Below are 14582 nucleotides of genomic sequence, written 5' to 3'. Positions count from 1 at the left end.
TCGATGTCCATTGAAGTTCGAGTTCCCACGCTTGGCGAGTCGGTTACCGAAGCCACGGTTGCGACATGGTTCAAAAAACCCGGCGACGCCGTCGCGGTTGATGAAATGTTGTGTGAGTTGGAGACTGACAAGGTCACCGTCGAAGTCCCCTCTCCTGTCGCTGGCGTGATGGGCGAAATCGTCGCCGCCGAAGGTGAAACCGTTGGCGTTGATGCGTTGCTGGCCACCATCGTTGCAGGTGAAGGCGCAGCTCCTGCCCCGGCAGCCGCGCCGGCCCCGGCGGCTGCGGCAACTCCGGCGGCGTCTGGCGGCAGTGTTGACGTCATGGTGCCGACCTTGGGTGAATCCGTGACCGAAGCGACCGTTTCGACATGGTTCAAACAGGTCGGCGACAGCGTCGCGCAGGACGAGATGCTGTGTGAGTTGGAAACCGACAAGGTCTCGGTCGAGGTTCCGGCCCCGGCTGCGGGTGTTCTGGCAGAAATTGTTGCCCCCGAAGGCGCGACAGTCGAGGCGTCGGCGAAACTGGCGGTGATTTCGGGCGCAGCGGCAGGGTCCGCCGCCGCTCCAGCACCTGCGGCGGCAGCCCCCGCAGCAGCAGCAAGCATCGGCAAGGACATCGCCAACGCGCCATCCGCCGAAAAGGCTATGGCAGAGGCCGGTTTTTCCGCGGACCAGGTCACCGGCACCGGTCGTGATGGTCGGATCATGAAAGAGGATGTTGCCCGCGCAGCGACAGCGGCTGCAGCCCCGGCACCTGCGGCGGCCGCCCCAGCGCAAGCGCAAGCGCCTCGGGCACCGGTTGCAGCACAGGATGCCGCCCGCGAAGAGCGCGTGCGCATGACCCGCCTGCGCCAAACCATCGCCAAGCGTTTGAAGGATGCACAGAACACCGCGGCAATCCTGACCACCTTCAACGAGGTGGACATGACCGAGGTGATGGGCCTGCGCAATGAATACAAAGAGCTGTTCCTAAAAAAGCACGGCGTGAAACTGGGCTTTATGTCCTTCTTCACCAAGGCGTGCTGCCACGCGCTGAAAGAGGTTCCGGAAGTCAACGCCGAGATCGATGGCACGGACATCGTCTACAAGAACTTCGTGCACATGGGCGTGGCCGCCGGTACGCCGCAGGGTCTGGTCGTTCCTGTCATCCGCGACGCCGACAGCATGTCCTTCGCGGATATCGAGAAGGCCATCGCCGAAAAGGGCAAGCGCGCCCGCGACGGCAAACTGAGCATGGCCGAAATGCAGGGCGGCACCTTCACCATCTCGAATGGAGGTGTCTATGGCTCGCTAATGTCGTCACCGATCCTGAACCCGCCACAGTCGGGTATCCTTGGCATGCACAAGATCCAGGACCGTCCGATGGTCATCAATGGTGAGATCAAGATCCGCCCGATGATGTATCTGGCACTGTCCTATGACCACCGGATTGTTGACGGCAAGGGCGCGGTGACGTTCCTTGTACGTGTGAAAGAGGCGCTGGAAGATCCGCGCCGCCTGCTAATGGATCTGTAATCATGGCAACACATGTACTCTGGCAAGCTGACGTGGCCGACTTTGATGTCTGGCTGAAGGTGTTTGAAGAAGACAAACCGATGAGAGAGGCCGCGGGCATCCGCGACCTCCATATCTGGAAAGACCCTGATCGAAAGGACCACGCGGTCGCGTTGTTCGAGATCACCGATCTCGACCGGGCCCAGAGCTTCATCGAATCCGAAGAGTTGGCCATGCACCACGAACGTGGTGGCGTGGCACATGTCCAGACCAAGGTTCTGGACCCTGTCTGAAAGCATGAGGCTGCGCCTCTCCATTGGGGGCGCCGCACGAACGGGTAACGCGATGACTTTCGACTGCTCAAAGGGAACCACTGGATGACCACGGAACTAACCGTCCTGACCCTTGCCGCATTACTTTGGGTCGCGCAATTCGTGGTCTATCTGGCTGCAGGACACGGAAAGATTGACCTTGGCCTTGCGATTGGCCCGCGGGATATCCCCTTTGACAAACCGGGGATTTCGGGGCGTCTACATCGTGCACTCAGCAATCACACTGAGGGTTTGGTTCTGTTCGCAATTGCGGCGCTTGTTGTGACGGTTTCGGGCCAGTCGAACGGGCTCACTGCGGCCTGTAGCTGGATCTACCTGATCGCCCGTTTCCTCTATGTCCCCGCCTACGCATTGGGCTGGACGCCTTGGCGAACCGTGATTTGGATCGTTGGCTTGTTGGCCAACACCGTAATGTTGCTGGCGGCTGTCTTTTGATTCAGTCGCTGGCGTGGATAAAGTAATGGGGAAACGCCCTGGCGCGCATACAAATGTCGCCATCCCCGTAAACGATAAGGACCTGACACATGGCAAATTATGACGTTATCGTAATCGGATCAGGCCCCGGCGGCTATGTTTGCGCCATCCGTTGCGCTCAGCTGGGCCTGAAGACTGCCTGCGTCGAAGGGCGTGAAACTCTGGGCGGAACGTGCTTGAACGTGGGCTGTATCCCCTCGAAGGCGCTGCTGCATGCCAGCCATCAGCTTCATGAAGCCGAGCATAACTTTGCCAAGATGGGCCTAAAGGGCAAAAGCCCCTCAGTGGATTGGAAACAGATGCAGGGCTACAAGCAGGAAACGATCGACGGCAATACCAAGGGTATCGAGTTCTTGTTCAAGAAAAACAAGATCGACTGGTTGAAAGGCTGGGGCTCGATACCTGCCGCGGGTCAGGTCAAAGTGGGCGACGAGGTTCACACCGCCAAGAACATCATCATCGCATCCGGGTCCGAACCGTCCTCGCTGCCCGGCGTCGATGTTGACGAAAAGGTTGTGGTGACTTCGACCGGCGCTCTGTCGCTGAACAAGGTGCCAAAGAAGTTGGTGGTGATTGGTGCAGGTGTGATCGGGCTGGAACTGGGCTCGGTCTATCAGCGCCTGGGCGCTGAGGTGACAGTGGTCGAATTCCTCGACGCGATCACTCCCGGCATGGACCCTGAGGTGCAGAAGACATTCCAGCGGATCCTGAAGAAACAAGGCCTGAAATTTGTCATGGGCGCTGCGGTTCAAAAGACCGAAGCCACCAAGACCAAGGCCAAAGTGACCTACAAGCTGCGCAAGGATGACAGCGAACATGTGATCGAGGCTGATACAGTACTGGTCGCCACTGGACGCAAACCGTACTCGGATGGTTTGGGTCTGGAAGCTTTGGGCGTTGAAATGACACCGCGTGGTCAGATCAAGGTGGGGGCCGATTGGCAGACCAACGTGCCGGGCATTTACGCCATCGGTGACGTGACCGAAGGCCCCATGCTGGCACACAAAGCCGAAGATGAAGGTATGGCCGCAGCCGAGCAGGTTGCGGGCAAGCATGGGCACGTAAACTACGGCGTCATCCCGGGTGTGATCTACACATGGCCCGAGGTTGCCAATGTGGGAGAAACCGAAGAGACGCTGAAAGAACAGGGCCGCGCCTATAAGGTCGGTAAGTTCATGTTCATTGGCAACGGCCGCGCCAAGGCGAACTTGATGACCGATGGGTTTGTCAAAATCCTGGCCGACAAGGAAACCGACCGCATTCTGGGGTGTCACATCATCGGCCCGGGCGCTGGCGATTTGATTCATGAAGTCTGCGTAGCGATGGAATTCGGCGCCTCGGCCGAGGATCTGGCCCTGACCTGCCACGCCCACCCAACTTATTCGGAAGCCGTGCGTGAGGCAGCCTTGGCCTGCGGTGACGGACCAATCCACAGCTGAGACAACAACCCTGGCATCCTTCAATTTGCCGGGGTTAACCATGCATCCAGATAGATTTCCAACCTGTCTGAAAAACTCTCTGCTTCATGCAGAGCGCAGAACTTCAGCGACATTGACTGAATAGCAAAAGCCTGAACCCCCTCGGCCAGCAGGTCGGGGGAAATGTCCTTGCGCACCTTCGCGGTTTCCAACCAACCAGCGACCAGTCGGACATAGCGTTCGAAGCAGCGCGCTATGGGCCCGATCTCGGTGATTGCCGTAGCGCCTGAGTACCGAATGATCAGATCAAACACATAGCGCTCGGACGTCATGAAGGCGTGGATCGGTTGCAGGGCATCGGCGATTTCGGGGGCCGTGCGTGGGACAGGACCTTGTTCGACCTGATCGAAACAGGCAACCAGCCTCTCACCAATCAGCATTTCCATTAGCGCGTCTTTGTCCCGAAAATGCGAAAAAAAGGTTCCCTTTGCTACCCCGGCTGCCTGAACCACGTCTTCCACCCGCAAAGCCTGATAGCCGTTTCTTTCGATAACGTCCTCTGCGGCCTCGATTAATCGGGCGCGCGTTTTGAGGGTTCTCTTTTGAACTGTCTTTTGCATATGCTCTGTTCGCATGTTTTTTGACCGTGGTCAAATTTTGTAATTGACCGTGGTCATTTTTTTCAATTATAAACTGACCACGGTCATTTTTGGAGATTCGCGATGCACCCTAAGAAAATCCTGATCCTCGACGGACACCCAGGCGAAACCAGCCTGTCCCGAACATTTGCAGAAACCTATGCCGACGCGGCCAAACAACAGGGGCACGACGTTCGCATGATTCACCTAAGCGACCTGCAATTTGACCATGACTTCGGTCAGGGAAACTATGAGGACTTCAAACCGTTGGAACCCGCATTGGAACAAGTGCTGCAGGATTTTGAATGGAGCGAACACCTTGTCCTGACGGCGCCGATGTGGTGGGGCGGCTTGCCGGCCAAGCTGAAAGGTTTGATTGACCGGGCATTCATTCCCGGACGCACCTTCGACACGCGGAATACTACAAGGATCGGCTTTCCAGCACCTATGCTGACAGGGCGCACGGCGCGGGTCATCCTTACCTCTGACACGCCGGGTTGGTTCATGCGTTTCATCTACAGGCAAGCACTGATCCGCCAGATCCGCGATCAGATTCTGGGATTTGTCGGTTTCAAACCGACCCGGTTCACTTACTTTTCGGGCGCCAGCTATCCCAAACCCGGCAGCGTGGACCGCTGGATATCAAAGGTAGCCCGGATTGGTGCCGCGGCAGCCTGATCCCGCGCCTACCACATCGTCTTCGCGGCGCGCGCACCCCATTCCCGATCATATTGCGTGCCGCCTTCCTCGCCGTCCGACGCCTCGGCGAGGATTTCACCGACGGTCGGCACATGCGCGGTCTCGTCGCCACTGACCCAGGTACGGGCCCGCATCAAGGCGCGGGCGCATTGGGTGTAAATCTCAGTGATTTCGATAACGATTACTGTTGCTGGTCTTTTGCCCTGCTTTTCGAACCGCGCGCGCAAATCTTCATCAGCCGTCACATGCGCCGTTCCATTCAACCGCACGACACTGTTGGACCCCGGCACCATGAACATCAACGACACTCGCGGGTCGCGGACGATATTGCGCAGACTGTCCAGCCGGTTATTTCCGCGCCAGTCGGGCATCGCCAGTGTGTGTGGATTTAGTTCCAGTACAACCGGGCCGTCGTCACCTCGCGGGCTGCCATCGACACCCTCGGGCCCAACGGTGCTGAGGATGCACAGGCGCGACGCCATGATCCATTTGCGATAAAGCGGTGTGAACTGTCTGGCCACTTTGCGCAGTGAAGGCGCGCCCGGTGTGCCGTAGAGCGCCTCAAGCGTTTCGATGTTCTTAATGAGCTCCATCCGGTTCAAACCCCACTTCTCGCATCAATGCATTGGATCGTGTTTCGATCACGTCTTCCAGCCGCCCAAGAAACTGATCCCGCCCTACACCCGGTTCGATCGGGTCAAGAAAGTCGACGATTGCAAGACCAGGTTTGCGCATAACCCCGGTACGCGGCCAGAAAACACCGGCATTCGTCGCAACCGGCACACAAGGAAAGCCCAGTCCTTCATACAGAACCGCTGTCCCGACCTTGTAGGGTTTCTTCGCCCCCGGTGCGACGCGCGTGCCCTGCGGGTAAATCACAAGCTGCCCGGGCTCAGAGAACTCTTTAGCCACGTCTTTGACCATCTTGGCGACGGCAGCACCCTTTCTGCCGCGATCAACCGGTATACACCCAAGGCGACGGGCATAGAGACCGATAACCGGGGTATACAGCAGTTCCCTTTTCATAATGAACTTGCCGTGCGGAATGGCGCTGAAGATCATGATGATGTCCAGAAAGGACTGGTGTTTGGCTCCGATCACGACCTCGTCCTCTGGAACGTTTCCGCGGACCTCACAACGGATGCCAACCATCCAGCTGGCCAACCAGATCGTCGATCGCGCGTAGGTTTTACATGCCTGCAAAGCCCCGCGTTTGGTAAACAGCGCGTAGGGCGCGAAAACGATACCAAGGATCAGCATCCACGCATAAATCACGATCATGAAGATCAAAGAGCGCACCCATTGGATCGCTGTAGCCATCACGAAAGCTCCTTCAATTTGCGCACGGCCGCTGTCCAGGTGGCCAAGAACGCCACCGCAGCCCCCAGCAGAGGTATCAGCGCAGGCAACAGCCAGCCAACCCCCTGAAAACCCAATCCAGTCAGAAACCCGCCTTCAACTGAGGCTTCGGGCAACAGCAGAACACCGGTCATGCCGAACAGCACGCCGACCAGCGCACCGAAGAAAGCGCGATATGTGAACCGCCGTACAAATGCGCTGGCGATAAAACGATCACGGGCACCGACCAGACGCAGGACTTCGATGATCTGCGCATTGGCCGCGAGTGAGGCATTGGCCGCCAGCGTGATCATCGCCGCGGTTGCACCGCCAATCAGCAGGATTGACACCCAGCCCAATCGCCGCAGCGAGTTTGCCGCCTCAACCAGCGGCTCGCGCCAGCGTGAATGGTCGTCCAGCACGGCGCCGGGCACTTCGGCACCAAGTCGCAAGCGCAAGCCAGCGGTATCTAGACCCGGTTCGCCCTCGATGATTTCTATCAGTTGCGGAATAGGCAGCGTATCAAGCGGCAAATCAGGACCAAACCACGGGGACAAAAGCGTGACCTGTTCCTCTGCGGTCAGGGCGCGTGCCGACGCAACGCCTGGGGTTTGGGCCAGCACGGTCAGCGCGGCCTCGGTCTGGGCGGAAAGCTGTTCGGCGGGCGCGTTAATACGCAAAGTGGCAGCCCCTGCCAGTTCCGATGCCCAACGGTCGGCCAGCCGGCCCGATGCCAGCGACAACGCAAGCGCGAAAACGGCCAAAAAGGCCATCGCGCCGGAAACGAACAGGGTCAGTTGCGCCGTGTAGCCGGATGGCGGAACAACCCGATCTGCGCGTTTGTCGCGCACCAGCATGCTGCGGATGGTGCCCTTGTTCATAGATCCGCCCCCGCCAATTGAATCTGGCGCTGCGATATCCGAAGGACACGGGCCTGAACCTGGCTTTTGGCCGCGCGGATCAGGCTCAGGTCATGGGTCGCGATCAGCACGGTCTTGCCCATCTTGTTCAACTCGACCAGCAGGCGTAGCAATCGCTGGGACATTTCCCAATCCACATTGCCGGTCGGCTCATCGGCCAGCACAACGTCCGGCGACAAGATAACCGCCCGCGCCAACGCCGCGCGCTGACGTTCGCCCCCGGAAAGTTCCGGAGGAAGCGCATCGAGCCGTGTGCCCAGCCCGACCCAGTTCAGCAATTCCAGCAGGTCTTCTTTCTGCGCATTCTCGCCTTTGCCGGACACCATCAACGGTAAAGCGACGTTTTCAGCCAAGGTCATATGGTCCAGAAATCGGCAATCCTGATGCACGACCCCGATCCGGCGACGCAGCAGCGCCATCTGATCTCGGTCCAGGCGTGCAATGTCCTGCTCAAATGCGGTCATCCGTCCTGATGTGGCCAGCAACGCGCCATAACATAGCTTGAGCAAGGTCGTCTTGCCCGCACCGGACGGACCGGTCAGAAAATGGAACGACCCCGGCTGCAACTGAAGCGACACGTCGCTTAGCAACTCACCATCACCATAGGTGTAGCTGACGTTTTCCAGCTCGATCACAAGGGCCCCCAATTATTGTTGCCGCCCTTCTTGCCCGAGCGCGGTTGTGGTTTCAATGCCTGCACCGGGTCGAATTGGTGACACTTGCCGTGTGAAACCGAAAACACCCTTTGCGGTCAGGTCTTAACGGAATAACATCCCTGAAAAAACTATTATCAGGTCGGGCCCCCGACCGGGAGGCAGCATGCGTCTTACTTGTCCGAATTGTGGTGCTCAGTACGAAGTGCCAGACGAGGTCATTCCCGAGGAAGGCCGCGATGTGCAGTGTTCCAACTGCGAAAAGACTTGGTTTCAGGCCAAATACCCCGAAACTGCATCTGAACCGGAAAAGCCGGAACCGCCCGCGGACGAACCCGCGGCAAAGGCGGAAACGCCAGAGATTGTCGCGAAACCTGTCGAAGAGCCCAAATCAGAGCCTGAACCTGCCGCAGCTTCCTCGACCGGCAATGTCGACCCGGCGGTTGCCAACATCCTCAAGGAAGAAGCGGCCCGCGAAGCAGACCTGCGCGCCCACGAAGGCGGCGGCCTTGAGACGCAGACCGATTTGGCACTCGACGCGCCGCCCGAAGTGGAAAAAGCCGCTAAGGACTTGATCGCGACAGAAACCGCAAAGGATTTCGGTCAGAAAGACGCGTTGCCGGATGTCGAGGCGATCAATTCCAGCCTGCGCAGCGACGACCCCCTGCCAAAGCTGGACGAAGACATTCCCCCGCCCCGCAAGTCTGGTGGGTTCCGGCGCGGGTTCCTGCTGATTCTGGTTGTCGGCGTGATCCTGTTGCTGATCTACAGCAATTCTCAGAAGATTTCCGAAGCGGTGCCGCAGGCTGATCCGGTTCTCAACAGCTATGTCTCTCTGGTGGATCAGGCGCGTTTGTGGCTTGAGGCACAGACCGGGTCTGGCACTTCTCAGAACTGACTTAGATCAGAACCTCTCTAACAGGCGTTTGAGGTATTCCAGTTCGATCTGGGGGCGATCCGATTCCCCAGTCCGGCGGCGAATTTCGTCCAGCAATTCGCGGGCGCGGCGATAGACATCTTCACCCTGCAGCAGGTTTTCATCGGTTGAGATTGTGCCATTGGCCCCCGGGCTGCGGCCCAGCGGATCACGGTTGTCGGCTTGCATGTCGCCTTCCTGCGAACCTTGGCCCGGCTGGTTCTGCTGGTTTTGTGCCAGCGCTTCGCCCAGGGATCGCATGCCCTCGCGCAGGGCCTCCATCGCTTCGGACTGTTGGTCGATTGCTTCGGCCAGATCATCTCCGCGCAGGGCTTCTTCGGCTCCCTCCATCGCGCGCCCGGCACGGTCCAGCGCATCGCGCGCGGCGTCACCTTCGGGGGTTCCGGTACCGGGCAATCCTTGCTGCTGCCGATTGAGCTCATCGCGTAAGGCCTGCTGGCGATCTGCAAGTGACCCCTGGCCTTGCTGGCCGCCGCCCTGTTCGTCAGTCCCCTGACCCTGACCGCCCTGCCCTTCATGGCTTTGACCCCGGCCCTGCCCACCCGAACGGCCTTCGTTGCCCTGGCTTTCGCCGGCTTGCGCGCCAGGGTTGAACTGTTCCTGCAGATCACGGAAGGCCTGATCGCTCAGACCCTGCTGTTCGCGCAGAGTTTCGGCCAATCCTTCCATCGCCTGTTGGCCTTCAGACTGTTGCCCCTGACCCTGTCCCTGGGTAACGCGCATATTCTCCATCATCTGCTGGAACTCTTCCAGCGCCTGCTGCGCCTCGGCCATGCGGCCCTGTTCCATCAGCTCTTGTATACGGTCCATCATGCGCTGCAGGTCGTCCTGCGTCATTTGCATGGACTCGCCGTCCTGACCTTGCTGGTTCTCGTCGAAATCGCCGTTTTCCTGCGCCAGACGCTGCAATTGGCGCATGTAGTCCTGCGTTGCCTCGCGCAGTTCCTGCATCAACTCGGCGATCTCTTCATCAGTGGCACCGTTTTTCATCGCCTCAGTCAAACGTTCCTGCGCGCGGCGCATACGCTCCAGCGCGTCGGCAAGAGTGCCGTCTTCGATCAGAACGCCTAGCTCCCAAAGCGCCTCAGCGATTTCTGCCTGCTGTTCCTGTTTCAGGCCGTACTCGTTGAACATTTCCAACCGTCGTAGGATCACGCGCAAGCGCAGATAGGCGGTGTCGGACCGGAAAAGCTCTTCGGGCAGGTGCGATACCGCCCGCAGCATCTGCGAAACCCGGGTCGCGTTTTCGCGCGTCCACAGTAGATCGCGGCGCTGTTCGATTACGGCAGCCGCCAGCGGATCAAAGAACCGACGGGCGGGCAGCGCAGTCGCATAAGGCTCGGATTGCCCCTCTTGATCCGCCGCGTCTCGGGCCATCAAAGTGATTTTTACCGGCAAATGCGCCCATGGATGCTGTGAAAAATCCTCGATAAGATCTTCGGTGAAATCCGCACGGTCGCCGGTGATCGGCATGGGTAGTTCAACCGTTATGACCTCGCGCGGCTCAGGCGCAGCCGTCAGACCATACTGCCGGTCGACTGAGGCCAGATCCAATTCGATCACAGCCGAGCCGGATACCACGCCATAATCATCGCTGGCAGCAAATGGCAGTTTCATCTGACCGCCGGCCTCGGACTCGGCGGAACCCGCCACGGCCACCTGTGGGCGGGTATCCGCAACGACGTTCAGCGCCCAGTCGCGGCCCGATGGGCCGTCGATTTTGAACTGGCCCGAGCGTTCGACGACAAAATCCTGCTCCGGCTCGGTGGCCGCCTCAGTGCCCAAAGGCGTGGTGGTTTCCGTCAAACTGTGCGCGCCGATTTCTCCGTAGAAGCGCAGAGTGATCCGGCTGCCCTGCGGGACAGACAGTGTTGGATCGGATTGATCAGCCAGATAAAGCGTCGGTAGCCCGGTGTAACGCGGCGGCTCAACCCAGCCTTCCCAGCTGGGGCCTTGCCCTGCCACGGCAGCGCCCGGCGTCATCTCAGCCACCGAGCCGATGCGCCAGAACGACCCGAACATCGCTGCGATTACCAGCGCAAGCAGTGCCGAATAGCGCAGCGCATAGGGGTCGCGATCCGCCAGCCGCAAATCGGGTTTGACAGGTTCCGCCTGCGCAACACGTCGTGCCATCCGATTTTGGTGCGCGTGCCACAGTGCAACGGAATCCGCGTCCATCGCGCCGATGGCCTGATCATCTATCAAAGCTTGGATAGGCCGCCCCGGCATCGCCGCGTCCAGCCGCATCAGCGCTTCGGCCCGTGAAGGGAAATGGAATCGCCTTGCACCAACAAACAGCGTAGCGGCCAGCCCCAACAGTGCGACAGCGCCCACGCCCCAGACGATTTCAACGCGGACCTCGTCCTGCAAACCCAGCATCAAAGCCGCCAGAATTGCCATCAAAACCGAGAAAAACGGCCAAAATGCACGCAAGAACTGCTCGGCCAGCATCCCTGCGTGCGTCAGCCACAGGGACAGTCTTGGGATCGGCAGGTTGTGTTTTGCGCGCAAGGCGGGCCTCCTGATCGGGCCCACGCGCCTATCGCGTCAAAGCCACTCAGGTATGGTATCGCGGTTTATGATTTCGTCAAAGCTTGGGCGTTCACGAATAACTGCAAATTGATCCCTGTGCACCAGAACCTCGGGGATCAGAGGGCGGGTATTGTATTCGCTGGACATCACTGCGCCATAGGCCCCGGCGCTGCGGAACGCGACCAGATCGCCCGGTGAAAGGGGCGGCATGTTGCGTTCCTTGGCAAATGTATCGCCGCTTTCGCAAACCGGGCCGACAATGTCATAGGGTTGCTGTTCGACGCCCGGAGCGGGTTCCTGCACGGCCACAATATCGTGATGCGCCTCGTACATCGCCGGGCGGATCAGGTCGTTCATCGCCCCGTCGAGGATCAAGAAATCACGGCCCTCACCAGATTTCACGTAGATCACTTTGCTGACCATCAAACCCGCATTACCGGCAATAAGACGCCCGGGTTCGATTTCAATCTCGCAGCCCAGATGGCCCAGCGTTTTCTTGATCAACGCGCCATACTCCACCGGCAACGGTGGTGCGTCATTGGCGCGGGTGTATGGAATGCCCAATCCCCCGCCCAGGTCAAGGCGGCGGATATTGTGGCCCTCGGACCGCAGCTTTTCGGTAAGTTCGGCGACCTTGGTGTAGGCCAGCTCGAACGGCTCCAACTCGGTGAGTTGCGAGCCGATGTGGACGTCGATACCGATCACCTCCAGCCCCGGAAGGCTGGCAGCGTGGGCGTAGACCTCAGATGCGCGGGTGATCGGAATGCCAAACTTGTTCTCGGACTTGCCAGTCGCGATCTTGGCGTGGGTTTTTGCGTCAACATCCGGGTTCACCCGAACGGTGATCGGTGCAACCACCCCGAGTTCCAACGCGATAGCGTTGATCACTTCCATCTCGGGTTCGGATTCAACGTTGAACTGGCGGATGCCGCCGCTCAGCGCAGCGTGAATCTCATCCGCGGTTTTGCCAACGCCCGAGAACACGATCTTGTCGCCCGGTACGCCCGCCGCCCTGGCACGCAGGTATTCCCCGCCCGAAACCACGTCCATCCCCGCACCGGCCTGTGCCAGCGTCTTCAGGATCGCCTGATTGCTGGCCGCCTTCATCGCATAACAGACCAGATGATCCATGCCGTCCAGTGCATCGTCAAACAGCTGGAAATGCCGCAATAACGTCGCGGTGGAGTAAACATAGAATGGTGTTCCGACCGCAGCTGCGATTTCAGAAATCGGGACATCCTCGGCGTATAGCGCGCCGTCGCTGTAGAGAAAGTGATCCATGACTGCGCGCTTAGACCAAAATGGCCACGCGGATCAATGGATTCCGCGCAAGATCAGTTCGATGTGGAAACACCGACCCGGCCATAGCCAGAGATTTTGATGCCGTTCCCGGTTGATGTCTCTGCGGGCTCGGGGCGGGGTTTATACGTTGGGTCGCAGGCTGCCAGCACGACAAGCGAGAGGATCAGGCCGATGATTTTCATTGTCTTGACTTCTTTTTTGAATTTGGCGCTCAGCCACTATGCCGTTCAAATAGGCATGGTAATGCGAGATTGCTATCGACGACTACAGCCCCAGGAAAACGCCGACCCCGCCGCGTCGCAGGCCGACCCCGACACCGCCATAGGTGCCGCTGCTGCCAACACCGATATTTGCGCTCATCGTGGGTTGGATGGGTTCGCCGTCCGCTCCACAGCCGGCCAGAAGAGCCCCGGCCGAAATAAGAAGCACCACACGTAGTATCTGCATCACACCAGCGCCTTCCACCGCTTGACCTGGGCACGCACCTGATCCGGCGCTGTGCCACCATAAGACTGGCGTGAGTTTACCGAATTTTCGACGGTAAGGACAGAATAGACATTGTCGGTGATGTCCGCGTGGACCGATTGCATGTCTTCCAGTGTCAAATCGGGCAGGTCACAGCCCTTGCTTTCGGCCATGGCGACCAGCGATCCGGTGACATGGTGCGCGTCGCGGAACGGCAGGCCCGGCACACGAACCAGCCAATCGGCCAGATCGGTCGCGGTCGAGAAACCAGACCCTGCGGCGGCAGCAAGGCTTTCGCGGTTGGCCGTCATGTCCTTGACCATGCCTTCCATCGCGGCCAGAGCCAGCATCCAGTTGTCGGCGGCGTCAAAGACCTGTTCCTTGTCTTCCTGCATGTCCTTTGAATACGCCAGAGGCAGGCCCTTCATCACCATCATCAGCGCAGTATTCGCACCGTAAATCCGACCCACTTTGGCACGGATCAGTTCCGCGGCATCAGGGTTCTTTTTCTGCGGCATGATTGACGAACCGGTCGAGAACCGGTCGGACAGCGTAACAAAGCGGAACTGGGCTGAAGACCAGATCACCAGCTCTTCGGCAAAACGCGACAGGTGTACAGCGCAGATTGAGGCGGTCGACAAGAATTCCAGCGCGAAATCACGGTCGCTGACGGCGTCCAGCGAGTTGGCGGCGGGGCGGTCAAAGCCCAGCGCCTCAGCCGTCATCTGACGATCGATGGGGAAGGACGTTCCAGCCAGCGCGGCAGCACCCAAGGGGGATTCGTTCATCCGGGCGCGTGCATCGCGGACACGGGACAGATCGCGACCAAACATCTCGACATAGGCCATCATGTGATGGCCCCATGTGACGGGCTGCGCCACCTGCAGATGGGTAAAGCCCGGCATGACCCAATCGGCCCCGGCCTCAGCCTGCGCCAAAAGCGCGCGGATCAGGGCCAGCAGGCCGGATACAGCCGCATCAAACTGATCGCGGACCCAAAGTTTGAAATCGGTCGCCACCTGATCATTACGCGAACGGCCTGTGTGCAATCGACCTGCGGGTTCGCCAATCACCTCTTTCAGGCGCGCCTCGACATTCATGTGGATGTCTTCCAACGCAGTCGAGAACTGAAATTCTCCGTTCTGGATTTCTGACAAAACGGTGAGCAGCCCTTCCCGAATAGCCTGCGCATCACTATCAGTTATAACACCTGTGGCAGCCAGCATGGCGGCATGGGCACGCGAGCCTGCAATGTCCTGGGCTGCCATCCGCTGATCGAACCCGATCGAGGCGTTGATCGCCTCCATGATCGCGTCTGGACCGGCGGCAAAGCGGCCGCCCCACATCTGGTTCGAAGATTGATCGGTCATGTAAGAA

At 59.3% G+C, this 14582-nt stretch carries 16 protein-coding genes; 6 read left to right on the top strand and 10 right to left on the bottom strand.

The window, feature by feature from the left end:
* Window positions 1–3: 3 nt before the first annotated feature.
* The 4 genes from odhB to lpdA all read left to right on the top strand — a co-directional run bounded on the left by odhB (window position 4) and on the right by lpdA (window position 3742).
* Window positions 4–1518 carry a 2-oxoglutarate dehydrogenase complex dihydrolipoyllysine-residue succinyltransferase gene (odhB, locus tag DHN12_RS13980; RefSeq protein WP_108860753.1) on the top strand — a complete coding sequence of 505 codons (1515 nt, stop codon included), beginning with the start codon at window positions 4–6 and terminating at the stop codon, window positions 1516–1518.
* A 2-nt stretch (window positions 1519–1520) separates the two neighbouring features.
* A complete protein-coding gene (locus tag DHN12_RS13975; protein ID WP_108860752.1) occupies window positions 1521–1790 on the top strand; it encodes a hypothetical protein in 270 nt (89 codons plus the stop codon).
* Window positions 1791–1874: 84 nt separating this feature from the next.
* A complete protein-coding gene (locus tag DHN12_RS13970; protein WP_108860751.1) occupies window positions 1875–2264 on the top strand; it encodes an MAPEG family protein in 390 nt (129 codons plus the stop codon).
* A gap of 89 nt (window positions 2265–2353) precedes the next feature.
* Window positions 2354–3742 carry a dihydrolipoyl dehydrogenase gene (gene lpdA / locus DHN12_RS13965; RefSeq protein WP_108860750.1) on the top strand — a complete coding sequence of 463 codons (1389 nt, stop codon included), beginning with the start codon at window positions 2354–2356 and terminating at the stop codon, window positions 3740–3742.
* Between the two features lie 20 nt (window positions 3743–3762).
* On the opposite strand, the gene DHN12_RS13960 is transcribed toward lpdA, so the two are convergent.
* Window positions 3763–4341: a TetR/AcrR family transcriptional regulator gene (locus DHN12_RS13960; protein WP_108860749.1), complete on the bottom strand. Its 579-nt coding sequence runs from the start codon at window positions 4339–4341 to the stop codon at window positions 3763–3765.
* A gap of 102 nt (window positions 4342–4443) precedes the next feature.
* Here DHN12_RS13960 and DHN12_RS13955 point away from each other — a divergent pair, with 102 nt between their 5' ends.
* Entirely contained in the window at window positions 4444–5037 is a 594-nt protein-coding gene (locus DHN12_RS13955; RefSeq protein WP_108860748.1) for an NAD(P)H-dependent oxidoreductase, read from the top strand.
* 8 nt (window positions 5038–5045) lie between these two features.
* On the opposite strand, the gene DHN12_RS13950 is transcribed toward DHN12_RS13955, so the two are convergent.
* Genes DHN12_RS13950 through DHN12_RS13935 form a run of 4 tightly spaced genes read right to left on the bottom strand, consistent with a single transcriptional unit; the run spans window position 5046 to window position 7951 of the window.
* Window positions 5046–5651 (bottom strand): pyridoxamine 5'-phosphate oxidase family protein, encoded by a 606-nt coding sequence (locus DHN12_RS13950; protein ID WP_108860747.1) that lies wholly within the window; start codon window positions 5649–5651, stop codon window positions 5046–5048.
* Complete coding sequence (locus tag DHN12_RS13945) at window positions 5638–6378, bottom strand: 1-acyl-sn-glycerol-3-phosphate acyltransferase (protein ID WP_108860746.1); 741 nt, start codon at window positions 6376–6378, stop codon at window positions 5638–5640. The genes DHN12_RS13950 and DHN12_RS13945 overlap by 14 nt, the downstream gene beginning before the upstream one ends.
* A complete protein-coding gene (locus tag DHN12_RS13940; RefSeq protein WP_108860745.1) occupies window positions 6378–7277 on the bottom strand; it encodes an ABC transporter permease in 900 nt (299 codons plus the stop codon). The genes DHN12_RS13945 and DHN12_RS13940 overlap by 1 nt, the downstream gene beginning before the upstream one ends.
* Entirely contained in the window at window positions 7274–7951 is a 678-nt protein-coding gene (locus DHN12_RS13935) for a cell division ATP-binding protein FtsE (RefSeq protein WP_058273548.1), read from the bottom strand. Before DHN12_RS13935 ends, DHN12_RS13940 begins: the two co-directional genes overlap by 4 nt.
* Before the next feature lie 184 nt (window positions 7952–8135).
* Here DHN12_RS13935 and DHN12_RS13930 point away from each other — a divergent pair, with 184 nt between their 5' ends.
* Window positions 8136–8867 (top strand): zinc-ribbon domain-containing protein, encoded by a 732-nt coding sequence (locus tag DHN12_RS13930; RefSeq protein WP_108860744.1) that lies wholly within the window; start codon window positions 8136–8138, stop codon window positions 8865–8867.
* A gap of 6 nt (window positions 8868–8873) precedes the next feature.
* On the opposite strand, the gene DHN12_RS13925 is transcribed toward DHN12_RS13930, so the two are convergent.
* The 5 genes from DHN12_RS13925 to argH all read right to left on the bottom strand — a co-directional run bounded on the left by DHN12_RS13925 (window position 8874) and on the right by argH (window position 14575).
* Window positions 8874–11417 (bottom strand): TIGR02302 family protein, encoded by a 2544-nt coding sequence (locus DHN12_RS13925; RefSeq protein ID WP_306418405.1) that lies wholly within the window; start codon window positions 11415–11417, stop codon window positions 8874–8876.
* 36 nt (window positions 11418–11453) lie between these two features.
* Entirely contained in the window at window positions 11454–12719 is a 1266-nt protein-coding gene (gene lysA / locus DHN12_RS13920; RefSeq protein WP_108860743.1) for a diaminopimelate decarboxylase, read from the bottom strand.
* Window positions 12720–12772: 53 nt separating this feature from the next.
* On the bottom strand, window positions 12773–12922 hold the full coding sequence (locus tag DHN12_RS24625; protein ID WP_186437433.1) for a hypothetical protein: 150 nt from the start codon (window positions 12920–12922) through the stop codon (window positions 12773–12775).
* A gap of 82 nt (window positions 12923–13004) precedes the next feature.
* Complete coding sequence (locus DHN12_RS13915; protein ID WP_058273686.1) at window positions 13005–13187, bottom strand: hypothetical protein; 183 nt, start codon at window positions 13185–13187, stop codon at window positions 13005–13007.
* A complete protein-coding gene (gene argH, locus DHN12_RS13910; RefSeq protein WP_108860742.1) occupies window positions 13187–14575 on the bottom strand; it encodes an argininosuccinate lyase in 1389 nt (462 codons plus the stop codon). The genes DHN12_RS13915 and argH overlap by 1 nt, the downstream gene beginning before the upstream one ends.
* Between the last annotated feature and the right edge of the window lie 7 nt (window positions 14576–14582).

This window comes from Ruegeria sp. Alg231-54, from assembly GCF_900143525.1.
In the GTDB taxonomy this organism is placed as follows: Bacteria; Pseudomonadota; Alphaproteobacteria; order Rhodobacterales; family Rhodobacteraceae; genus Ruegeria.
The sequence above is the reverse complement of the archived record's forward strand: the minus strand, read 5'-3'. Positions and strand labels throughout refer to the sequence as shown.

Coding starts and splice junctions, on each gene's coding strand:
- lysA (WP_108860743.1), bottom strand. CDS start 12,719: ATGGATCACTTTCTCTACAGCGACGGCGCGCTATACGCCGAGGATGTC.
- DHN12_RS13955 (WP_108860748.1), top strand. CDS start 4,444: ATGCACCCTAAGAAAATCCTGATCCTCGACGGACACCCAGGCGAAACC.
- DHN12_RS13975 (WP_108860752.1), top strand. CDS start 1,521: ATGGCAACACATGTACTCTGGCAAGCTGACGTGGCCGACTTTGATGTC.
- DHN12_RS24625 (WP_186437433.1), bottom strand. CDS start 12,922: ATGAAAATCATCGGCCTGATCCTCTCGCTTGTCGTGCTGGCAGCCTGC.
- argH (WP_108860742.1), bottom strand. CDS start 14,575: ATGACCGATCAATCTTCGAACCAGATGTGGGGCGGCCGCTTTGCCGCC.
- odhB (WP_108860753.1), top strand. CDS start 4: ATGTCCATTGAAGTTCGAGTTCCCACGCTTGGCGAGTCGGTTACCGAA.
- DHN12_RS13950 (WP_108860747.1), bottom strand. CDS start 5,651: ATGGAGCTCATTAAGAACATCGAAACGCTTGAGGCGCTCTACGGCACA.
- DHN12_RS13945 (WP_108860746.1), bottom strand. CDS start 6,378: ATGGCTACAGCGATCCAATGGGTGCGCTCTTTGATCTTCATGATCGTG.
- DHN12_RS13930 (WP_108860744.1), top strand. CDS start 8,136: ATGCGTCTTACTTGTCCGAATTGTGGTGCTCAGTACGAAGTGCCAGAC.
- lpdA (WP_108860750.1), top strand. CDS start 2,354: ATGGCAAATTATGACGTTATCGTAATCGGATCAGGCCCCGGCGGCTAT.
- DHN12_RS13915 (WP_058273686.1), bottom strand. CDS start 13,187: ATGCAGATACTACGTGTGGTGCTTCTTATTTCGGCCGGGGCTCTTCTG.
- DHN12_RS13970 (WP_108860751.1), top strand. CDS start 1,875: ATGACCACGGAACTAACCGTCCTGACCCTTGCCGCATTACTTTGGGTC.
- DHN12_RS13960 (WP_108860749.1), bottom strand. CDS start 4,341: ATGCAAAAGACAGTTCAAAAGAGAACCCTCAAAACGCGCGCCCGATTA.
- DHN12_RS13940 (WP_108860745.1), bottom strand. CDS start 7,277: ATGAACAAGGGCACCATCCGCAGCATGCTGGTGCGCGACAAACGCGCA.